The 14,419-nt window shown below is 43.9% G+C and carries 11 protein-coding genes; all 11 read left to right on the top strand.

Annotated elements, in window-relative coordinates; translation table 11 throughout:
* Positions 1-691: 691 nt before the first annotated feature.
* The 11 genes from CHA01nite_RS12345 (at position 692) to CHA01nite_RS20845 (ending at position 14,008) form a co-directional block, all read left to right on the top strand.
* Complete coding sequence (locus tag CHA01nite_RS12345; protein ID WP_146941769.1) at positions 692-2,224, top strand: GMC oxidoreductase; 1,533 nt, start codon at positions 692-694, stop codon at positions 2,222-2,224.
* Positions 2,221-3,387 carry an MFS transporter gene (locus CHA01nite_RS12340; protein ID WP_146941768.1) on the top strand — a complete coding sequence of 389 codons (1,167 nt, stop codon included), beginning with the start codon at positions 2,221-2,223 and terminating at the stop codon, positions 3,385-3,387. The genes CHA01nite_RS12345 and CHA01nite_RS12340 overlap by 4 nt, the downstream gene beginning before the upstream one ends.
* A 568-nt stretch (positions 3,388-3,955) precedes the next feature.
* Positions 3,956-4,684, top strand: coding sequence for a pirin family protein (locus tag CHA01nite_RS12335; protein WP_146941766.1), 729 nt, complete (start codon positions 3,956-3,958; stop codon positions 4,682-4,684).
* Between the two features lie 580 nt (positions 4,685-5,264).
* On the top strand, positions 5,265-5,816 hold the full coding sequence (locus CHA01nite_RS12330; RefSeq protein ID WP_146941764.1) for an NADPH-dependent FMN reductase: 552 nt from the start codon (positions 5,265-5,267) through the stop codon (positions 5,814-5,816).
* Positions 5,817-6,090: 274 nt separating this feature from the next.
* The gene (gene purM, locus CHA01nite_RS12325) at positions 6,091-7,083 is read left to right on the top strand and encodes a phosphoribosylformylglycinamidine cyclo-ligase (RefSeq protein WP_146941762.1); all 993 of its coding nucleotides are present in this window, start codon (positions 6,091-6,093) and stop codon (positions 7,081-7,083) included.
* A gap of 82 nt (positions 7,084-7,165) precedes the next feature.
* Entirely contained in the window at positions 7,166-7,732 is a 567-nt protein-coding gene (gene purN, locus CHA01nite_RS12320) for a phosphoribosylglycinamide formyltransferase (protein WP_146941760.1), read from the top strand.
* Positions 7,733-7,929: 197 nt separating this feature from the next.
* Positions 7,930-9,447, top strand: coding sequence for a bifunctional phosphoribosylaminoimidazolecarboxamide formyltransferase/IMP cyclohydrolase (purH, locus tag CHA01nite_RS12315; RefSeq protein ID WP_146941758.1), 1,518 nt, complete (start codon positions 7,930-7,932; stop codon positions 9,445-9,447).
* Between the two features lie 91 nt (positions 9,448-9,538).
* Positions 9,539-10,777, top strand: a complete 1,239-nt coding sequence (purD, locus tag CHA01nite_RS12310) for a phosphoribosylamine--glycine ligase (RefSeq protein ID WP_146941756.1) — start codon at positions 9,539-9,541, stop codon at positions 10,775-10,777.
* Positions 10,778-11,005: 228 nt separating this feature from the next.
* A complete protein-coding gene (gene guaA, locus CHA01nite_RS12305; RefSeq protein ID WP_146941754.1) occupies positions 11,006-12,535 on the top strand; it encodes a glutamine-hydrolyzing GMP synthase in 1,530 nt (509 codons plus the stop codon).
* Between the two features lie 572 nt (positions 12,536-13,107).
* Positions 13,108-13,752 carry an MgtC/SapB family protein gene (locus CHA01nite_RS12300; protein ID WP_146941752.1) on the top strand — a complete coding sequence of 215 codons (645 nt, stop codon included), beginning with the start codon at positions 13,108-13,110 and terminating at the stop codon, positions 13,750-13,752.
* A gap of 10 nt (positions 13,753-13,762) precedes the next feature.
* Entirely contained in the window at positions 13,763-14,008 is a 246-nt protein-coding gene (locus tag CHA01nite_RS20845; RefSeq protein ID WP_228458409.1) for a hypothetical protein, read from the top strand.
* The last annotated feature ends 411 nt before the right edge of the window (positions 14,009-14,419 follow it).

Genomic DNA, 14,419 nt, shown 5'->3' with positions numbered 1-14,419 from the left:
CAAAATAATTGATGATCAATAAAGTGAGTTTGACCGTAGTGGCATCATATTCACTTAATTATTTAATTCAAAAATTAAATGAGGCTGATTCAGTTGGGAGTTTGGATACTACTCACCTCGCCGGAACAAACAAACGGTTCACAGTTCTGACAGGACTTCATCCCATCCTGTATTAAGCCGTCCCTCCGGGACTGTAAAATAATATAAATCAGTCCTCCCTGATTGAAAAAAACTAAGGCTGGCTATTCAGGATTTAATAAGAACCTCTCTGATAAAGCCATAACATATTCAATTTAAAAATCAATGTCTTTGATCCTGTGTCTGACAAGAGAAACTTCCGGCATTCGGCTTCCTGCTTCCAGCCTCTTAATCCAGATCTTTCGTCGAGTTCACGTTAAATAATGTTAATGGCTGTCATATTCCAATGAAAATCTCTGATTTTCTTTCTCATGTGTTCTAAAATATGTGCAAAGAAAGAAATTAAAATCTGATGTGACTCATGTGTTAAAATTGTCCTTCATGATTTAGGATAAACATCTTTTGCCTTTTTTGCAGTTAAAATATAATGATGGTTCATACAAAACCATCCCTCCCTGTTTGGTTCCCGATTTGCATCATTTATCGGATTTTAAGCTTATTTTAAGCTGAAGGAGGCTTATAATCACTAACTTTAAGTAAAACAAACAGGAATATGTACGACATCATCATTATAGGAAGCGGGGCAGGAGGTGCTACCATGGCTTACCAACTGGCCGACAGCGGCAAAAAAATACTGGTTGTGGAACGCGGAGATTACGTTCCGGTGGAAAAAGAAAACTGGGATTCGGTGGAAGTTTTTCAGAAAAACAGATACACAACAACTGACGAGTGGCTGGATAAGCACAACAAACCCTTCCGTCCCGGAATGCATTACAATGTGGGCGGAAATACCAAATTTTACGGGGCAGCCCTGTTCCGGTTAAGGGAAGAGGATTTTAAAGAAATACAGCATTACGGCGGAACGTCACCGGCATGGCCTATTCAGTATGACGACCTGAAAGAATATTACCTTCAGGCGGAAAAGCTTTTTTATGTTCATGGAAAAAGAGGATCGGATCCTACCGAACCTTTCGATGAAGAGCCTTATCCGTATGCCGCTCTGCCGCACGAACCGAGAATCCAGGAGGTGGTGGACGAACTGTCCGGCTATGGCTGGCATCCTTTTGAACTGCCGGTTGGGGTGAATTTTAAACCTCACAAAGCAGCCAACGCCCCTTATACTTTAGACCGGTTTGACGGATTTCCCGATGCTGCGGAAAGAAAAGGGGATGCCCATTTATGTTCACTTTCAAAAGCACTGGAGCATCCCAATGTGGAACTGATGACCAATACCAAAGTCTTAAGGCTGAATACCAATGAGGAAGGAGATACAGTTACGGAAATTAGGGTAGAACAGGACGGCGAAACCAAAACCCTGACGGCAGGACTGGTCATTCTTTCTGCCGGAGCCATCAATTCCGCGGCCGTTCTTCTGGAAAGTAAAAGTGAAAAGTTTCCAAACGGCCTGGCCAATTCATCGGATCAGGTAGGACGGAACTATATGTTCCATCAGAATTCCGCTCTGGTAGCACTTTATACTGAACCGAACCCGACCAAATTCGGGAAAACCTTCGGGGTAAATGATTTTTACCATGCTAATAAAGGTTACGAATTTCCGCTCGGACACATCCAGATGCTGGGAAAATCAGATGAACACCAGATTAAGGCAGACAGCCCCGTGCCGGCACCCGGCTTTACTTTTGAACTGATGGCCAGACACGCCGTAGATTTCTGGCTCACGTCCGAAGACCTTCCGGATCCGGAAAACAGGGTGACCGTCGAAAACGGGCAGATCAAGATCAGCTACACCCCGAACAACCAGCAGGGACACAGCTATTTAAAAGAGGAGCTGATCAAAGCCCTCAAAGCTTCCGGGAAATTCGATTCTTTCCTGTTCAAAGGCATCTATTTCAGCAAAGGAATGGACATTGCGTCTCCGGCTCACCAGAACGGAACAACCCGGATGGGAACCGATCCATCCGCTTCAGTAGTGGATACTTACTGCAAAGCCCACGACCTGACTAATCTCTATATCGTAGACGGAGGCTTTTTCGTATCCAGCGGAGCGGTTAATCCGGCCCTGACGATCATTGCAATGGCCCTGAGGGTAGGGGAACACCTGAAAAATAACGTTCTGAAATCATGAATTCCCGAATAGCCAGAATGACGGTGATTTACCTGCTGGCATTTTTTACGGGTCTTAATTTTGTTATTTTTCCGGCATTGAGCAGCGTGTTTACTGATAGCGCCCTTTTCGCACTTTCACCGGCACAGTTCGGGAATCTCTTCATTCCACAAGTGATCTGCATTATCGCTTCCTGTCTTGCAGCGCCTTTCCTGGTCAATAAAACAGGACCTAAAATTATCTTGGGGACAGGATTGGTTCTGATGATGGCGGCTACCGCAGGTTTGTGGAGCCTCCGGTTTTTCATGAATGAAAAGCAGATGCTTTTTCCGGCACTGATGGTGCTGGTCGCCTGCACGGGAACCGGTTTCGGACTGTCTATTACCACCCTGAATCCGCTGGCAGCTAGCCTGTCTGAAAACAGTAAATCCTCATCCATTCTCATCCTTCAGTTCCTGGTCGGCCTGGGAACTTCGGCATCGCCGCTGATGATCAATGCCGTCGGCAGCCTGCAGAACTGGATGGATGTTCCCGGAATCGTTTTTATATTGGTAGCGGTCATCTTCATTCTTTTCCTGTGTCTGCAACTTGAAAAAGGGCCGCTTTTCCAACTTCCGGCCCATTTTAAGATCCCTTCCCGGCTCTGGCTTTTTTTTGCAGCCATTGTTTTGTACGGGTTTATCGAAGGTGCCTTCGGAAGTTTCGGCGCGGTGATCCTTAAAAATCAGGGACTCAACAGTTCACAGGCAAGTCTCGGACTTTCCCTGTTTTGGGGCGGAATTGCATTTAACCGCCTTCTTTTCGGAATTTTTTCTAAAAAATTCAACCTGTCGTATGGATTTCTGGGATCGCCTTTGGCAGTTGCCGTATTGTTAAGTGCACTCTGGATCTATCCCGATGCCGGACTGCTTCTCCCGATGATGTTTCTGACCGGTTTTTTTATGGGCACTTTGTTTCCGGGTTCCATCGGTTGGGGAACCGTCGAATTTCCGTCTCTGTCTGTACTGGTATCCGGGTTTTTAATGGCTGCCAACCAGACGGGAACCGGCATCATCACCAACACGCTGGGCCATTTTTCAGACCGGACCACCCTTATCCTTCAGTTTCTTACCGGTTGCGTGATCCTGATCTTCATCCTCCTGATGATCCTCCGGAAAAACTCAAAGATCGAAGAAGCCTTTTAGCGGAAGATGGATGGTGAATGGTGAATTTTGCTGCGCAAGTGAATGGTGAATTACAGCTAACAGAGAAATTACATCTATAAAATCCATAAGAAATAGAATTTTAAAACCCTCTCGGATCCGCAAGGGTGTCGAAAATTCAAAGAATTTTTGACGGGGTGGCTGAGTATGTGAATTGTAAATTGTGAATTTTGTTTCGCAGGTGAATTTTGAGAGATGATCAAGAATTTGAATTGACGATTATAAAATGTAAAACTTATGTAGCGGAGGAAATTTAGCCCCGATAAAAAATTCCCTCTTTCGGAGGGGTGGCAAAATTTTAAAAAAATTTTGACGGGGTGGTTTAAAACGATCTGCAACTTCAAATCCTTTACTTTACTTTTAAAGAAGCCATTACAGAAACTTATCCTTCGCAATAAACCACCCCGTCAGAAATTCTGGGAATTTCTGCCACTCCTCCATGGGAGGGGAATTTCCGTACTTCCCATACTCAGCCCGTCTTCCTTTCTTACCTTACATCAACAGATTTCCCGCATGGCCGCCGTACATTTGTACTATAAATAATCACGATATGAAAACAGTATATCACAAAGCAGACACCAGAGGACATGCCAACCACGGATGGCTGAACAGCTACCATACCTTCAGTTTCGCCGGATACCAGAATCAGGACCGGATGAACTTTGGGGTGTTAAGAGTATTGAACGACGACACCGTTACTCAGGGAATGGGTTTCGGGACCCATCCGCACCGCGATATGGAAATCATTTCCATTCCGCTGGAAGGGGACCTGGAGCATAAAGATTCTATGGGAACCACCGCAGTCATCAGAAAAGGCGAGATCCAGGTGATGAGTGCCGGAACCGGAGTAATGCATAGCGAGTACAACAAGAACAAAGACCAGGCGGTAAAATTCCTGCAGATCTGGGTATTTCCGAGAGAAGTGGGTGTGGAGCCGAGATATGACCAGAAAAGTATTAAAGAAGGAGAAAAGATCAATGGGTTTCAACAGATCCTGTCGCCAAATAAAAATGATGACGGCGTATGGATCCATCAGGATGCCTGGTTCAGCCTGGCAAATTTTACCAAAGGAAACGGCAAAAACTATATGCTGAATAAAAAAGGAAACGGGGTGTATGCCTTTGTTCTCAGAGGAAGTGCAAAAGTAGGAGACCGCATTCTGAATGAAAGGGACGGCCTGGGAATCTGGGATACCCAAAGTTTCAACATCGAGGCGGTGGAAGATGCCGAAATCCTGCTGATGGAAGTTCCGATGGAATTGCCGGCCTATTTAAAATAATAAGCTAACATGAAACTGAACCGGAATCTTCATTAAAAGACCTGAAGAAGGTGCCGGATCACGGAAGAACTTTTGGTTAAGAGCCTGTTTAAAATTTTAATTCATCAAACTTTCCGTCATTTCTCTTAATTTTCTGAATTAAATAAACTTTGTTTATTCTTCACTTTAATACGATGATTTCAATTGACTTAATTGAATATTGCCGGGCAACCGACATATTGATTTTTTAAGCTAAAATGCCTTAAATTCTTAATGTTAAAATATAAAAGGTAAATTTAAACAGGCTCTAAGATACTAAGCATTTTAAATGTTAAAATATTTTTCGCATTAAACTTCTGTTGGTTCTGAATGACAATATCATGTATTGTGAATAATGATCCAAAGCACAGAGTTCTTTTCTGGACAGAATGCCTTGCGAACCTATACACAATTAATAATAGTAAAAGGCTTTGTATCAAATGAATATCAAAACATCTATAAGAAATTTAATAATAATCTATAGTTAAAACGGTTCACATCCCAAAAATCTTCCGATCTTTGCGGCATTAAAAAACAAACAAACTTATTCAACAGATAAACAATGAAAATATTAGCTATTGCAGGAAGCAATTCCGATACGTCCATCAATAAACTTTTAGTAACTTATGCTGCTTCGTTGATCCCGGATGCTGAGGTGGAAACCGTAGACATGAACGACTTCGAAATGCCGATTTACAAGCATCAGCGCGAAGTGGAAAGCGGGGTTCCGCAGCAGGCAGTTGATTTCGCGGCTAAAATCGATGCGGCAGATATTCTTTTGGTATCGCTTTCCGAGCACAACGGAACTTATTCTACGGCGTTTAAGAACGTATTCGACTGGACTTCCCGGATCAAAAACAGAGCCGTATGGAATGAAAAGCCGATGCTGCTGATGGCTACTGCTCCCGGAGGCAGAGGAGGATTGGGAGTTCTGGAAGCTGCCGAAAAGCGTTTCCCTTTGCATGGCGGAAATATCATCGATACCTTTACGCTTCCGTTTTTCAATGATAATTTCGACAAGTCGGCTCAGCAGATTTCCAATGAAGAGAAAAACAACGAGCTGAAACAAAAATTAGAAAAGATTTCAAAGCTGGAATCGATCCTTGAAAAATAGATTTGAAAATTAATATAAAATTAATATCTTTGCAAAAAGAAAAAAAGATGAATATTCAGACCACTTTTAAAGAATGTTTCTCCGAAAAAGGGAATATTGTGGGCTCTGAAATTCTCAGATAATACAACGGCCGATAATCTACCAAGATTGTCGGCTTTTTTGTTTTTAAAATTTGAAATAAAAGACAATATAATGTGCCGGTTTATCAATGTTACCTGTTGAAAGCATTGTTACACTGTTAAACTGAAGCATTGCTAGATTATTTAAAAATATTATGAGCAACACATACAAATCAGCAGGCGTAGACAAAGAAGAAGGATATAAAACCGTTGACAAGATCAAAAAAGCGGTGGGTGAAACCCATAACTCCAATGTACTGAATCATCTGGGGAGTTTCGGGGCATTCTATGAAATCGGAGGATACAGAAATCCGGTACTTGTTTCCGGAACCGACGGGGTAGGAACGAAGCTGAAAGTAGCTTTAGATTCCAAACAATACGATTCCATCGGGGTAGACTGTTTTGCCATGTGTGCCAACGATATCCTTTGCCATGGAGCAAAACCTTTATTCTTCCTCGATTACCTGGCCTGCGGAAAACTGGATTCCGAAATTGCTGCCGAAATCGTTCTGGGAATGGTAAATGCCTGTAAAGACAACAACTGTGCCCTGATCGGTGGTGAAACGGCGGAAATGCCGGGGATGTACCAGCCGGGAGATTATGATGTTGCCGGATTCTGCGTAGGGATTGTTGAGAAAGATGAAATCATCGACGGTTCACAGATCAAGGCCGGAGACAAGATTATTGCTTTGCCAAGTTCAGGATTCCATTCCAACGGATTCTCGCTGGTAAGGAAAGTATTCCCGGATTTTAACGAAGAATTCGAAGGCAAACCTCTGTACGAAACCCTTTTGGTACCTACCAAATTATATTATAAAGACATTCACAAAATCCTTGAGGAAGTGAAAGTGGCTGGGATTGCCCACATCACCGGAGGCGGTTTGTATGAAAATATCCCGAGAATCATTGCTGATGGTTTATGTGCTTCCATCGATGCTTCAACAATTAAAATTCCAAGCATTATGCTGGAGCTTGAAAAAAGAGGCGGGATCGCACGCGAGGAAATGTTCGGAACCTTCAATATGGGTGTGGGAATGATCGTTGTGGTAGATGCGGAACATGCGGAAAAAATTCTTCATCTTCTGGATGATGCCTATGAAATCGGGGAAATTACCGAAGGAAATGAAAAGATCAATCTCTCAATATAAATGTAGCAATTTACCATTGTAGCAATTTACCAATCTTAAACATTGTTACACTGGTATACTGATACATTGTTACATTATAATTATGAAAAACATCGTTGTGCTCGTTTCAGGTTCAGGAACCAACCTTCAGCGGATCATGGATACCATCGACAGCGGGGAGATCCCGGATGCCAAAGTATCTTTGGTGGTAGCCGACCGGGAGTGTTTCGGACTGGAAAGGGCAAAAAAACATAACATCGAAAACGTTCTTATTCCGAGAGGGAAAAATTTCGGCAGTGAGCTGGGAAAAATAATCCCCGAAAATACGGATCTCATCGTATTGGCCGGATTCTTGTCCATCCTGAAGCCTGAATTCTGTGAAAACTGGACCGGAAAGATCATCAACATCCATCCGGCACTGCTTCCGAAATTCGGAGGAAAAGGAATGTGGGGACACCATGTGCATCAGGCGGTGATCGAAGCCAGGGAAAAAGAGAGCGGCGCCACCGTGCATTTTGTAACACCGGGAATTGATGAAGGGGAAGCTATCCTTCAGAAATCATTTCCGGTAACGGAAGAAGATACCGCGGAAACCATTGCTCAGAAAGTTCATGAGGTGGAATATGAAATCTTCCCGGAAGCCATCAACAAAGTATTGGGCAACGGGTAATAAAGAAAATTCCCTCCCCTGGAGGGATGGCAAAAATTCACAAAGAATTTTTGACGGGGTGGTTAGTAAGTGATCCAGGCAGCAGCATTGAATAAAGTGTTCAAATAAAGAAAAATCTAAGTAAAAATAAAGACCGGAGGTGAAAGAACCGGTCTACAGTTTGAAATAGCTGTAAAAAGTAAAAAATCGAAAGTAAAATGAGTAAAAAGAGAGTTTTAATCAGTGTTTCTGACAAAAGCGGATTGATCGGATTCGCTCAGTTTCTGGAAGCCCGCAACTATGAACTGATTTCTACAGGAGGGACGTTCAAACATTTGAAAGACGCTGGTTTAAATCCCATTCAGATTGATGAGGTAACCGATTTTCCCGAAATGCTGGACGGAAGAGTGAAGACGCTTCACCCGAAAGTACACGGCGGACTTTTGGCGGTGCGTTCCAATGAGGAACACATGAACACCGTTCAGGAACATGGGATCGGGCTGATCGACATGGTGATCGTGAATCTTTACCCGTTCTTTGAAAACGTAAACAAAGAGATTTCCCTTCACGAAAAGGTAGAATTCATCGACATCGGAGGTCCTTCGATGCTTCGTTCTGCTGCCAAAAACTTTGACTCGGTGACGGTAATTACCGATGCGGAAGATTATGCATCCGTACAGGCAGAAATGGAACAGAACGGCGATACTTACATCGAAACCCGTAAAAAGCTGGCCGGAAAAGTATTCAACCTTACCTCGGCTTATGACGCAGCCATCTCAAGAATGCTTCTTGATGAAGACTATCCTGCTTATCTGAATGCATCCTACAAAAAAGTTTCCGATCTGAGATACGGTGAAAACCCTCACCAGACGGCAGCATACTATGTTTCTACTTTCGAGAACGGCGCCATGAAGGATTTTGAACAGTTGGGCGGTAAAGAATTGTCTTTTAATAATTTAAGAGATATGGACCTTTGCTGGAAAGTCGTTACTGAGTTTAAGGAAGAAATGGCCTGTTGTGCCGTAAAACATTCTACCCCTTGTGGAGTGGCCATCGGAACTTCAGCCCTTGAAACCTATCAGAAAACATTCGAATGCGACCCGGTTTCCATCTTTGGCGGAATTGTTGCAATGAACTACAAAATCGATGCGGCAACGGCGGAAGAACTGAACAAAACGTTTCTTGAAATCGTAATGGCTCCTGAATTTGATGAGGAAGCCCTGGAAGTTTTAAGAAAGAAAAAGAATCTGAGAATCATTAAAATCGTTAACCCTGTTTCCGATAAACAGACCTGGGTGAAGATTGACGGCGGAATCCTGGTTCAGGACAACGACAGTATTTTTTCAGATGATATTAAGGTGGTAACTGAAACCCAGCCTACCGAAGAGCAGAGAAAAGCATTGCTGTTCTCCCAAAGGGTGGTAAAATATGTAAAATCCAACGCGATCGTAGTGTCCAACGGAATTCAGGCTTTCGGGATCGGCGGCGGTCAGGTCAACCGGATCTGGGCAACCCAACAGGCGATCGAAAGAGCAAAAGAAAAATTCTCAGGAACGCTGGTTCTTGCTTCCGACGCGTTTTTCCCTTTCCGCGATGTAGTGGATTTCTGCGCGCAGGAAGGCATCACCGCGATCATCCAGCCGGGTGGAAGCGTAAAAGACCAGGACAGCATCGATGCAGCCAATGAGCACAACATTCCGATGATGTTCACCGGGATCAGACACTTTTTGCACTAATTAAAATAGAATTAAAAAAATAATCCGGATTGTATTTATACCATCCAAAATGATATATTTGTAAATTATAGACTAGTTAATTAAATACAGTATGAGAATATTAATCATAGGTGAAGGGGGAAGGGAATCTGCTTTGGCAGTAAAGCTTCAGAATGACCCGAGAATTTCAAAAATGTTTTTTGCCAACGGGAATGCGACAACAGATGTAATAGGACAGAATGTGAACGTACCCGATATTAAAGATCTCAGGGATTTTGCCATCAAGGAAAAAGTGGACCTTACCATCGTAGGTCCTGAAGCTCCTCTGGTAGAAGGGATCAGAGATGAATTCAAAAAGCACGACCTTAAGGTGTTCGGCCCTAACCAGAAAGTGGCCAGCCTTGAAGGAAGTAAGGCATTTTCCAAGAAATTCATGCAGACCTATGGTATCAAAACGGCAACTGCCAAAGTATTTGATTCATACAACGATGCTATTTCCTACGTTCAGGATCACGAATATCCGTTGGTGGTAAAAGCCAGCGGCCTTGCCGGAGGGAAAGGCGTGGTCATCTGTGATACCCGTGAAGAGGCGGAAGCAACCATCCACGATTTCATGATCAAAAGAATCTTCGGGGATGCCGGAATCAGACTGGTGATCGAGGAATTCCTTGACGGTTTTGAAGCTTCCATCATCGCTTTCTCCAACGGAAACAAATTGTTCCCGTGTATCGCTGCCAAAGATTATAAAAAAGCAGGAAACGGAGATACCGGACACAACACCGGCGGAATGGGATGCGTGGCGCCAAGCCCTGAATTTACCCCGGAACACTACGCGGATTTCGAGAAGAATATTCTGGAAACTACCGTGAACGGACTGAAAGCGGAAGGTTTTAACTTCAAAGGGATCATCTTCTTCGGACTGATGGTAACCAAAAAAGGAACTTATCTTCTGGAATACAACATGAGATTCGGAGATCCTGAAACCCAGGTGCTGATGGCTTTGATGGAAAACAATCTCTTGGATGTGATCCAGGACTGTATGGAAGGAAAAGACATCGAACTGAAATTTAAGGACGAAAAAGCCGTTTGTCTGGTGATGTGTTCAGGAGGTTATCCGAGAAACATCGAGACCGGTTTCGAAATTGTAGGGGAAGACCGCGTGAAGCACAGTACGCTTTTATACGCAGGTGCCATCCGCAAGGGAGACAAAGTGGTTTCCAACGGTGGAAGGGTGCTGAACATTGTAGCAACCGGAGCCACCTATGAAGATGCCCGCAAGAAAGTATACGAAGACGCAGGCCACGTACATTTCGATTACGGCTTCTACAGAGAAGACATCGGAAAGTTTTAAAAATAATGCCCTGATTTTTCGGGGCTTTTTTTTAAGGAGCCGGGAACCTGCTGTCCGCTCATACTCCTCGCGCCCCGGCCTTGCCGGCCCGCTGTGGGGTAACCGCTCCTATCAGGGCTAGGGCAGTGGTCTTATAGGAAACGGCAGTCTTTTAGCAAAGATTATCAGTAAGACCGGGCTTTAATCCGGTCAAATATCAATTATCAATCATTATTCATCAGTTATAAAATGAACAACGGTATTATCATCTTGGATTTCGGATCCCAGTACAACCAGCTTATCGGACGCAGAATCCGTGAGATGGGCGTATACTCCGAAATTCTACCATTCAACACCCCCTTGGAAACCATCCTTGAAAAACAGCCGAAAGGAATCATCCTGTCCGGAGGTCCGAGTTCCGTCAATGCGGAAAATGCACACCTTGTAAAGAAAGAATTATACGAACAGGGGATCCCGGTATTGGGAATCTGCTACGGCATGCAGCTTACCGCACACCTGATGGGCGGAAAAGTACACAAAGGCGTAAAAGGGGAATATGGCAAAGCCCACCTGGAAATTGTAAAGGAATCTTCTTTATTAAAAGGCGTGACCAACAATTCTGTGGTTTGGATGAGCCATTTCGATGAGGTAGGAGAGCTTCCTGCAGGATTTGAACTGAATGCAAAATCCGGAGTGATTGCGTCAATCGCCAACGAAGAAAAGAAAATTTACTGCGTCCAGTTCCACCCGGAAGTTTCCCACACCGAAGAAGGCGGCAAAATGCTGGAAAATTTCGTATTCGGGATCTGCGAAGCGGAGAGAAACTGGAAACTGACGAACTATATCGAGAAAACCGTAAACGAAATCCGTGAAAAAGTAGGGGATCAGAAGGTAATCCTCGGCCTTTCCGGCGGAGTGGATTCTTCCGTAGCGGCAGTACTGATCCACAAAGCCATCGGCGATCAGCTGACCTGTATCTTTGTAGATACCGGATTGCTGAGAAAAGATGAAGATAAAAAAGTGATGGACAATTACGGGGAGCATTTCCACATGAACATCAAACTGGTGGATGCCAAAGAACGGTTTTTATCAAAACTGGCAGGCGTTGATGATCCTGAAGCCAAGAGAAAGATCATCGGAAACGAATTCATCCACGTCTTCGACGAAGAATCCCATAAAATCGAAGGCGCGAAATTCCTGGCCCAGGGAACCATTTACCCGGATGTGATCGAAAGCCAGTCGGTAAACGGACCGTCTGCCGTGATCAAGTCCCACCACAACGTCGGCGGACTTCCGGAAGAAATGGAATTCGAACTGTTGGAACCTTTAAGAGAACTCTTCAAGGATGAAGTAAGAAAAGTGGGGGAAGAATTGGGTATTCCTCATCATCTGGTACACCGCCACCCTTTCCCCGGACCCGGATTGGGAATCAGGATACTGGGTGCCGTAGATGCTGAGAAAGTAAAAATCCTGCAGGAAGCTGACGATATTTTTATTGAAGAACTCTATAAAAACGACCTGTACGAAAAAGTTTCCCAGGCTTTCGTGGTATTGCTTCCTGTAAAATCCGTGGGGGTAATGGGTGACGAAAGAACCTATGAATATACGGCAGTAGTACGTTCGGCAAATACCATCGATTTCATGACCGCGACGTGGAGCAGGCTTCCTTACGAATTCCTGGATACCGTTTCCGGCAGAATCATTAATGAAGTAAGAGGAATCAACAGAGTTGCGTACGATATTTCAAGCAAACCGCCTGCAACCATCGAGTGGGAATAATTTTAACGAAATTGATTCTACGCATAACAAAATAAATTTCTTCGGAATACCTTTGTACTTCGAAATAATTTTTTTTCATCATTTGTGTTTTTTTGGCCTCCCGGAAGGGAGGTTTTTTTATTCATATCACTCCCAGCCTTACGGGTTCCAAAAATCCGTCAGGTTTAATTCAGCACCATAAATTCTCACTGATGCTCAAGATCATTACTTCTTAAACGCAAAATCTGATCGTCATTAATATCTTAAAGAACAGAGGAAAAGCGGCATTATTACTAATAAAACATATTGATGATGCATACGCTTCATCAGGTCATTTACCTGATCCTTTCTTTGCCAGCTTACGTTATACAGTATGAAAAATAATCTCTGCGTTTAAAAATAAAAGCAGGTTTAAAAAATACCTGTTCGTATAATATCATACATAATATTTTTGATTTGCACGTGATTGTATTCGATTATAAAACTTCCAGCTTGCGGCATCCATCTTCCAGCCTGTTATATTTAATTAAATTTTAATTCCCTATCCCCAACTTCACAGCTGATTATTTTATATTTTTGATATTAATTACCTCATGAAAATAATCGGAACGTGGACCACCGGAAATGACTTATTGCTGATCATCATTTCCGTCATCATCGGCCTTTTGATCGGCGCCGAGCGGGAATACCGGAATAAATCCGCCGGATTAAGGACTTTCATCCTGATCAGTTTCGGATCCTGTCTTTTTACCATCCTTTCCCTGAAGATCGGGATCTCGAATCCGGACCGGCTCGCGGCCAATATCGTTACCGGGATCGGGTTTCTCGGGGCCGGCGTAATCTTTAAGGATGACAATAAAATCGGCGGCATCACGACGGCCACCACCATCTGGGCCACCGCTTCTCTGGGAATGTGCATCGGCTCCGGACATATCTATCTGGCATTGTTGGGGGTAGCATTGGTCCTGCTAATCCTTACTTTGCTTTCCTATCTGCAGGAATTTATCGACAACCGCCATAAAATCAGGGAATATTCCATCACGACTTTGGATCAAAAGGATCTGGAATACTGCGAAACACTTTTTAACCGCTATGGACTGAAATACTCCCTGGTCCGCCAACGTTATGATGCCAACGGTTGTAATACGACCTGGAAAATCACCGGAAATATCGGCAGCCACCAGACGCTTATCCGTCAGATGATGAACGATACCCGGATCCATGCATACCAATTTTAACATATATCCAATGAATGCCAAACAAAAAGCCGCCGGATACAGCAACATCTGGCTTCCCGAGCCGGAAACCCATGATTTTCCCGCCGCTCAGGATTACCTCGAACTGATTTTTGAACCCGATGCAGCTGCGGCATTTGTAGAGAAACTGCAGCAGGCAAAACCGTCCGTAAAAAGTCGAAGGATATTTTCCGCGCCAGCAGCCTGCCTCTGCTTCCGAAAGACAACATTCACGTCAGGGAAAACCTTAAAAAAGTAAAGAACAGCAAAAAACTGTCACCCATTCTCCTGGTACGGGGCAACCAGGAAAAACTCATTATCGCAGACGGCTATCACCGGTTGTGCTGCAGCTATTACCTCACGGAAGACCTCGAAGTCCCATGCCGCCTGGTTTAATTGAACATGAACTCGAATTGGAAATTGGATGATCTGGATGGAATACGGAGACCGGATCCCGGTAGTTTTTCTTATCAGCAGGATGATCAGATATGAATTAAAAATTTTGCTGCTTGCTGAACGTGAACCCGAAGGAGAACCTGGATTAAGCGGCTGGAAGAAGGGTGCCGGATGCCGGAAGTTTCTCCTGTCAAATACAGCAGAAAATGAAGTCCTGGAAAGGACAGTTTAAATTAAATCCCGATGCCGTCCGGTGGCAGGAGGATCGCCATAT

It is taken from the genome of Chryseobacterium hagamense (assembly GCF_007991455.1).
GTDB lineage: Bacteria > Bacteroidota > Bacteroidia > Flavobacteriales > Weeksellaceae > Chryseobacterium > Chryseobacterium hagamense.
This window is presented reverse-complemented; position numbering and strand designations above follow the sequence as displayed.

Bases quoted from the DNA above. Each gene is read 5' to 3' on its own strand.
- CHA01nite_RS12345 (WP_146941769.1), top strand. From the start codon at position 692: ATGTACGACATCATCATTATAGGAAGCGGGGCAGGAGGTGCTACCATG.
- CHA01nite_RS12340 (WP_146941768.1), top strand. From the start codon at position 2,221: ATGAATTCCCGAATAGCCAGAATGACGGTGATTTACCTGCTGGCATTT.
- CHA01nite_RS12335 (WP_146941766.1), top strand. From the start codon at position 3,956: ATGAAAACAGTATATCACAAAGCAGACACCAGAGGACATGCCAACCAC.
- CHA01nite_RS12330 (WP_146941764.1), top strand. From the start codon at position 5,265: ATGAAAATATTAGCTATTGCAGGAAGCAATTCCGATACGTCCATCAAT.
- purM (WP_146941762.1), top strand. From the start codon at position 6,091: ATGAGCAACACATACAAATCAGCAGGCGTAGACAAAGAAGAAGGATAT.
- purN (WP_146941760.1), top strand. From the start codon at position 7,166: ATGAAAAACATCGTTGTGCTCGTTTCAGGTTCAGGAACCAACCTTCAG.
- purH (WP_146941758.1), top strand. From the start codon at position 7,930: ATGAGTAAAAAGAGAGTTTTAATCAGTGTTTCTGACAAAAGCGGATTG.
- purD (WP_146941756.1), top strand. From the start codon at position 9,539: ATGAGAATATTAATCATAGGTGAAGGGGGAAGGGAATCTGCTTTGGCA.
- guaA (WP_146941754.1), top strand. From the start codon at position 11,006: ATGAACAACGGTATTATCATCTTGGATTTCGGATCCCAGTACAACCAG.
- CHA01nite_RS12300 (WP_146941752.1), top strand. From the start codon at position 13,108: ATGAAAATAATCGGAACGTGGACCACCGGAAATGACTTATTGCTGATC.
- CHA01nite_RS20845 (WP_228458409.1), top strand. From the start codon at position 13,763: ATGAATGCCAAACAAAAAGCCGCCGGATACAGCAACATCTGGCTTCCC.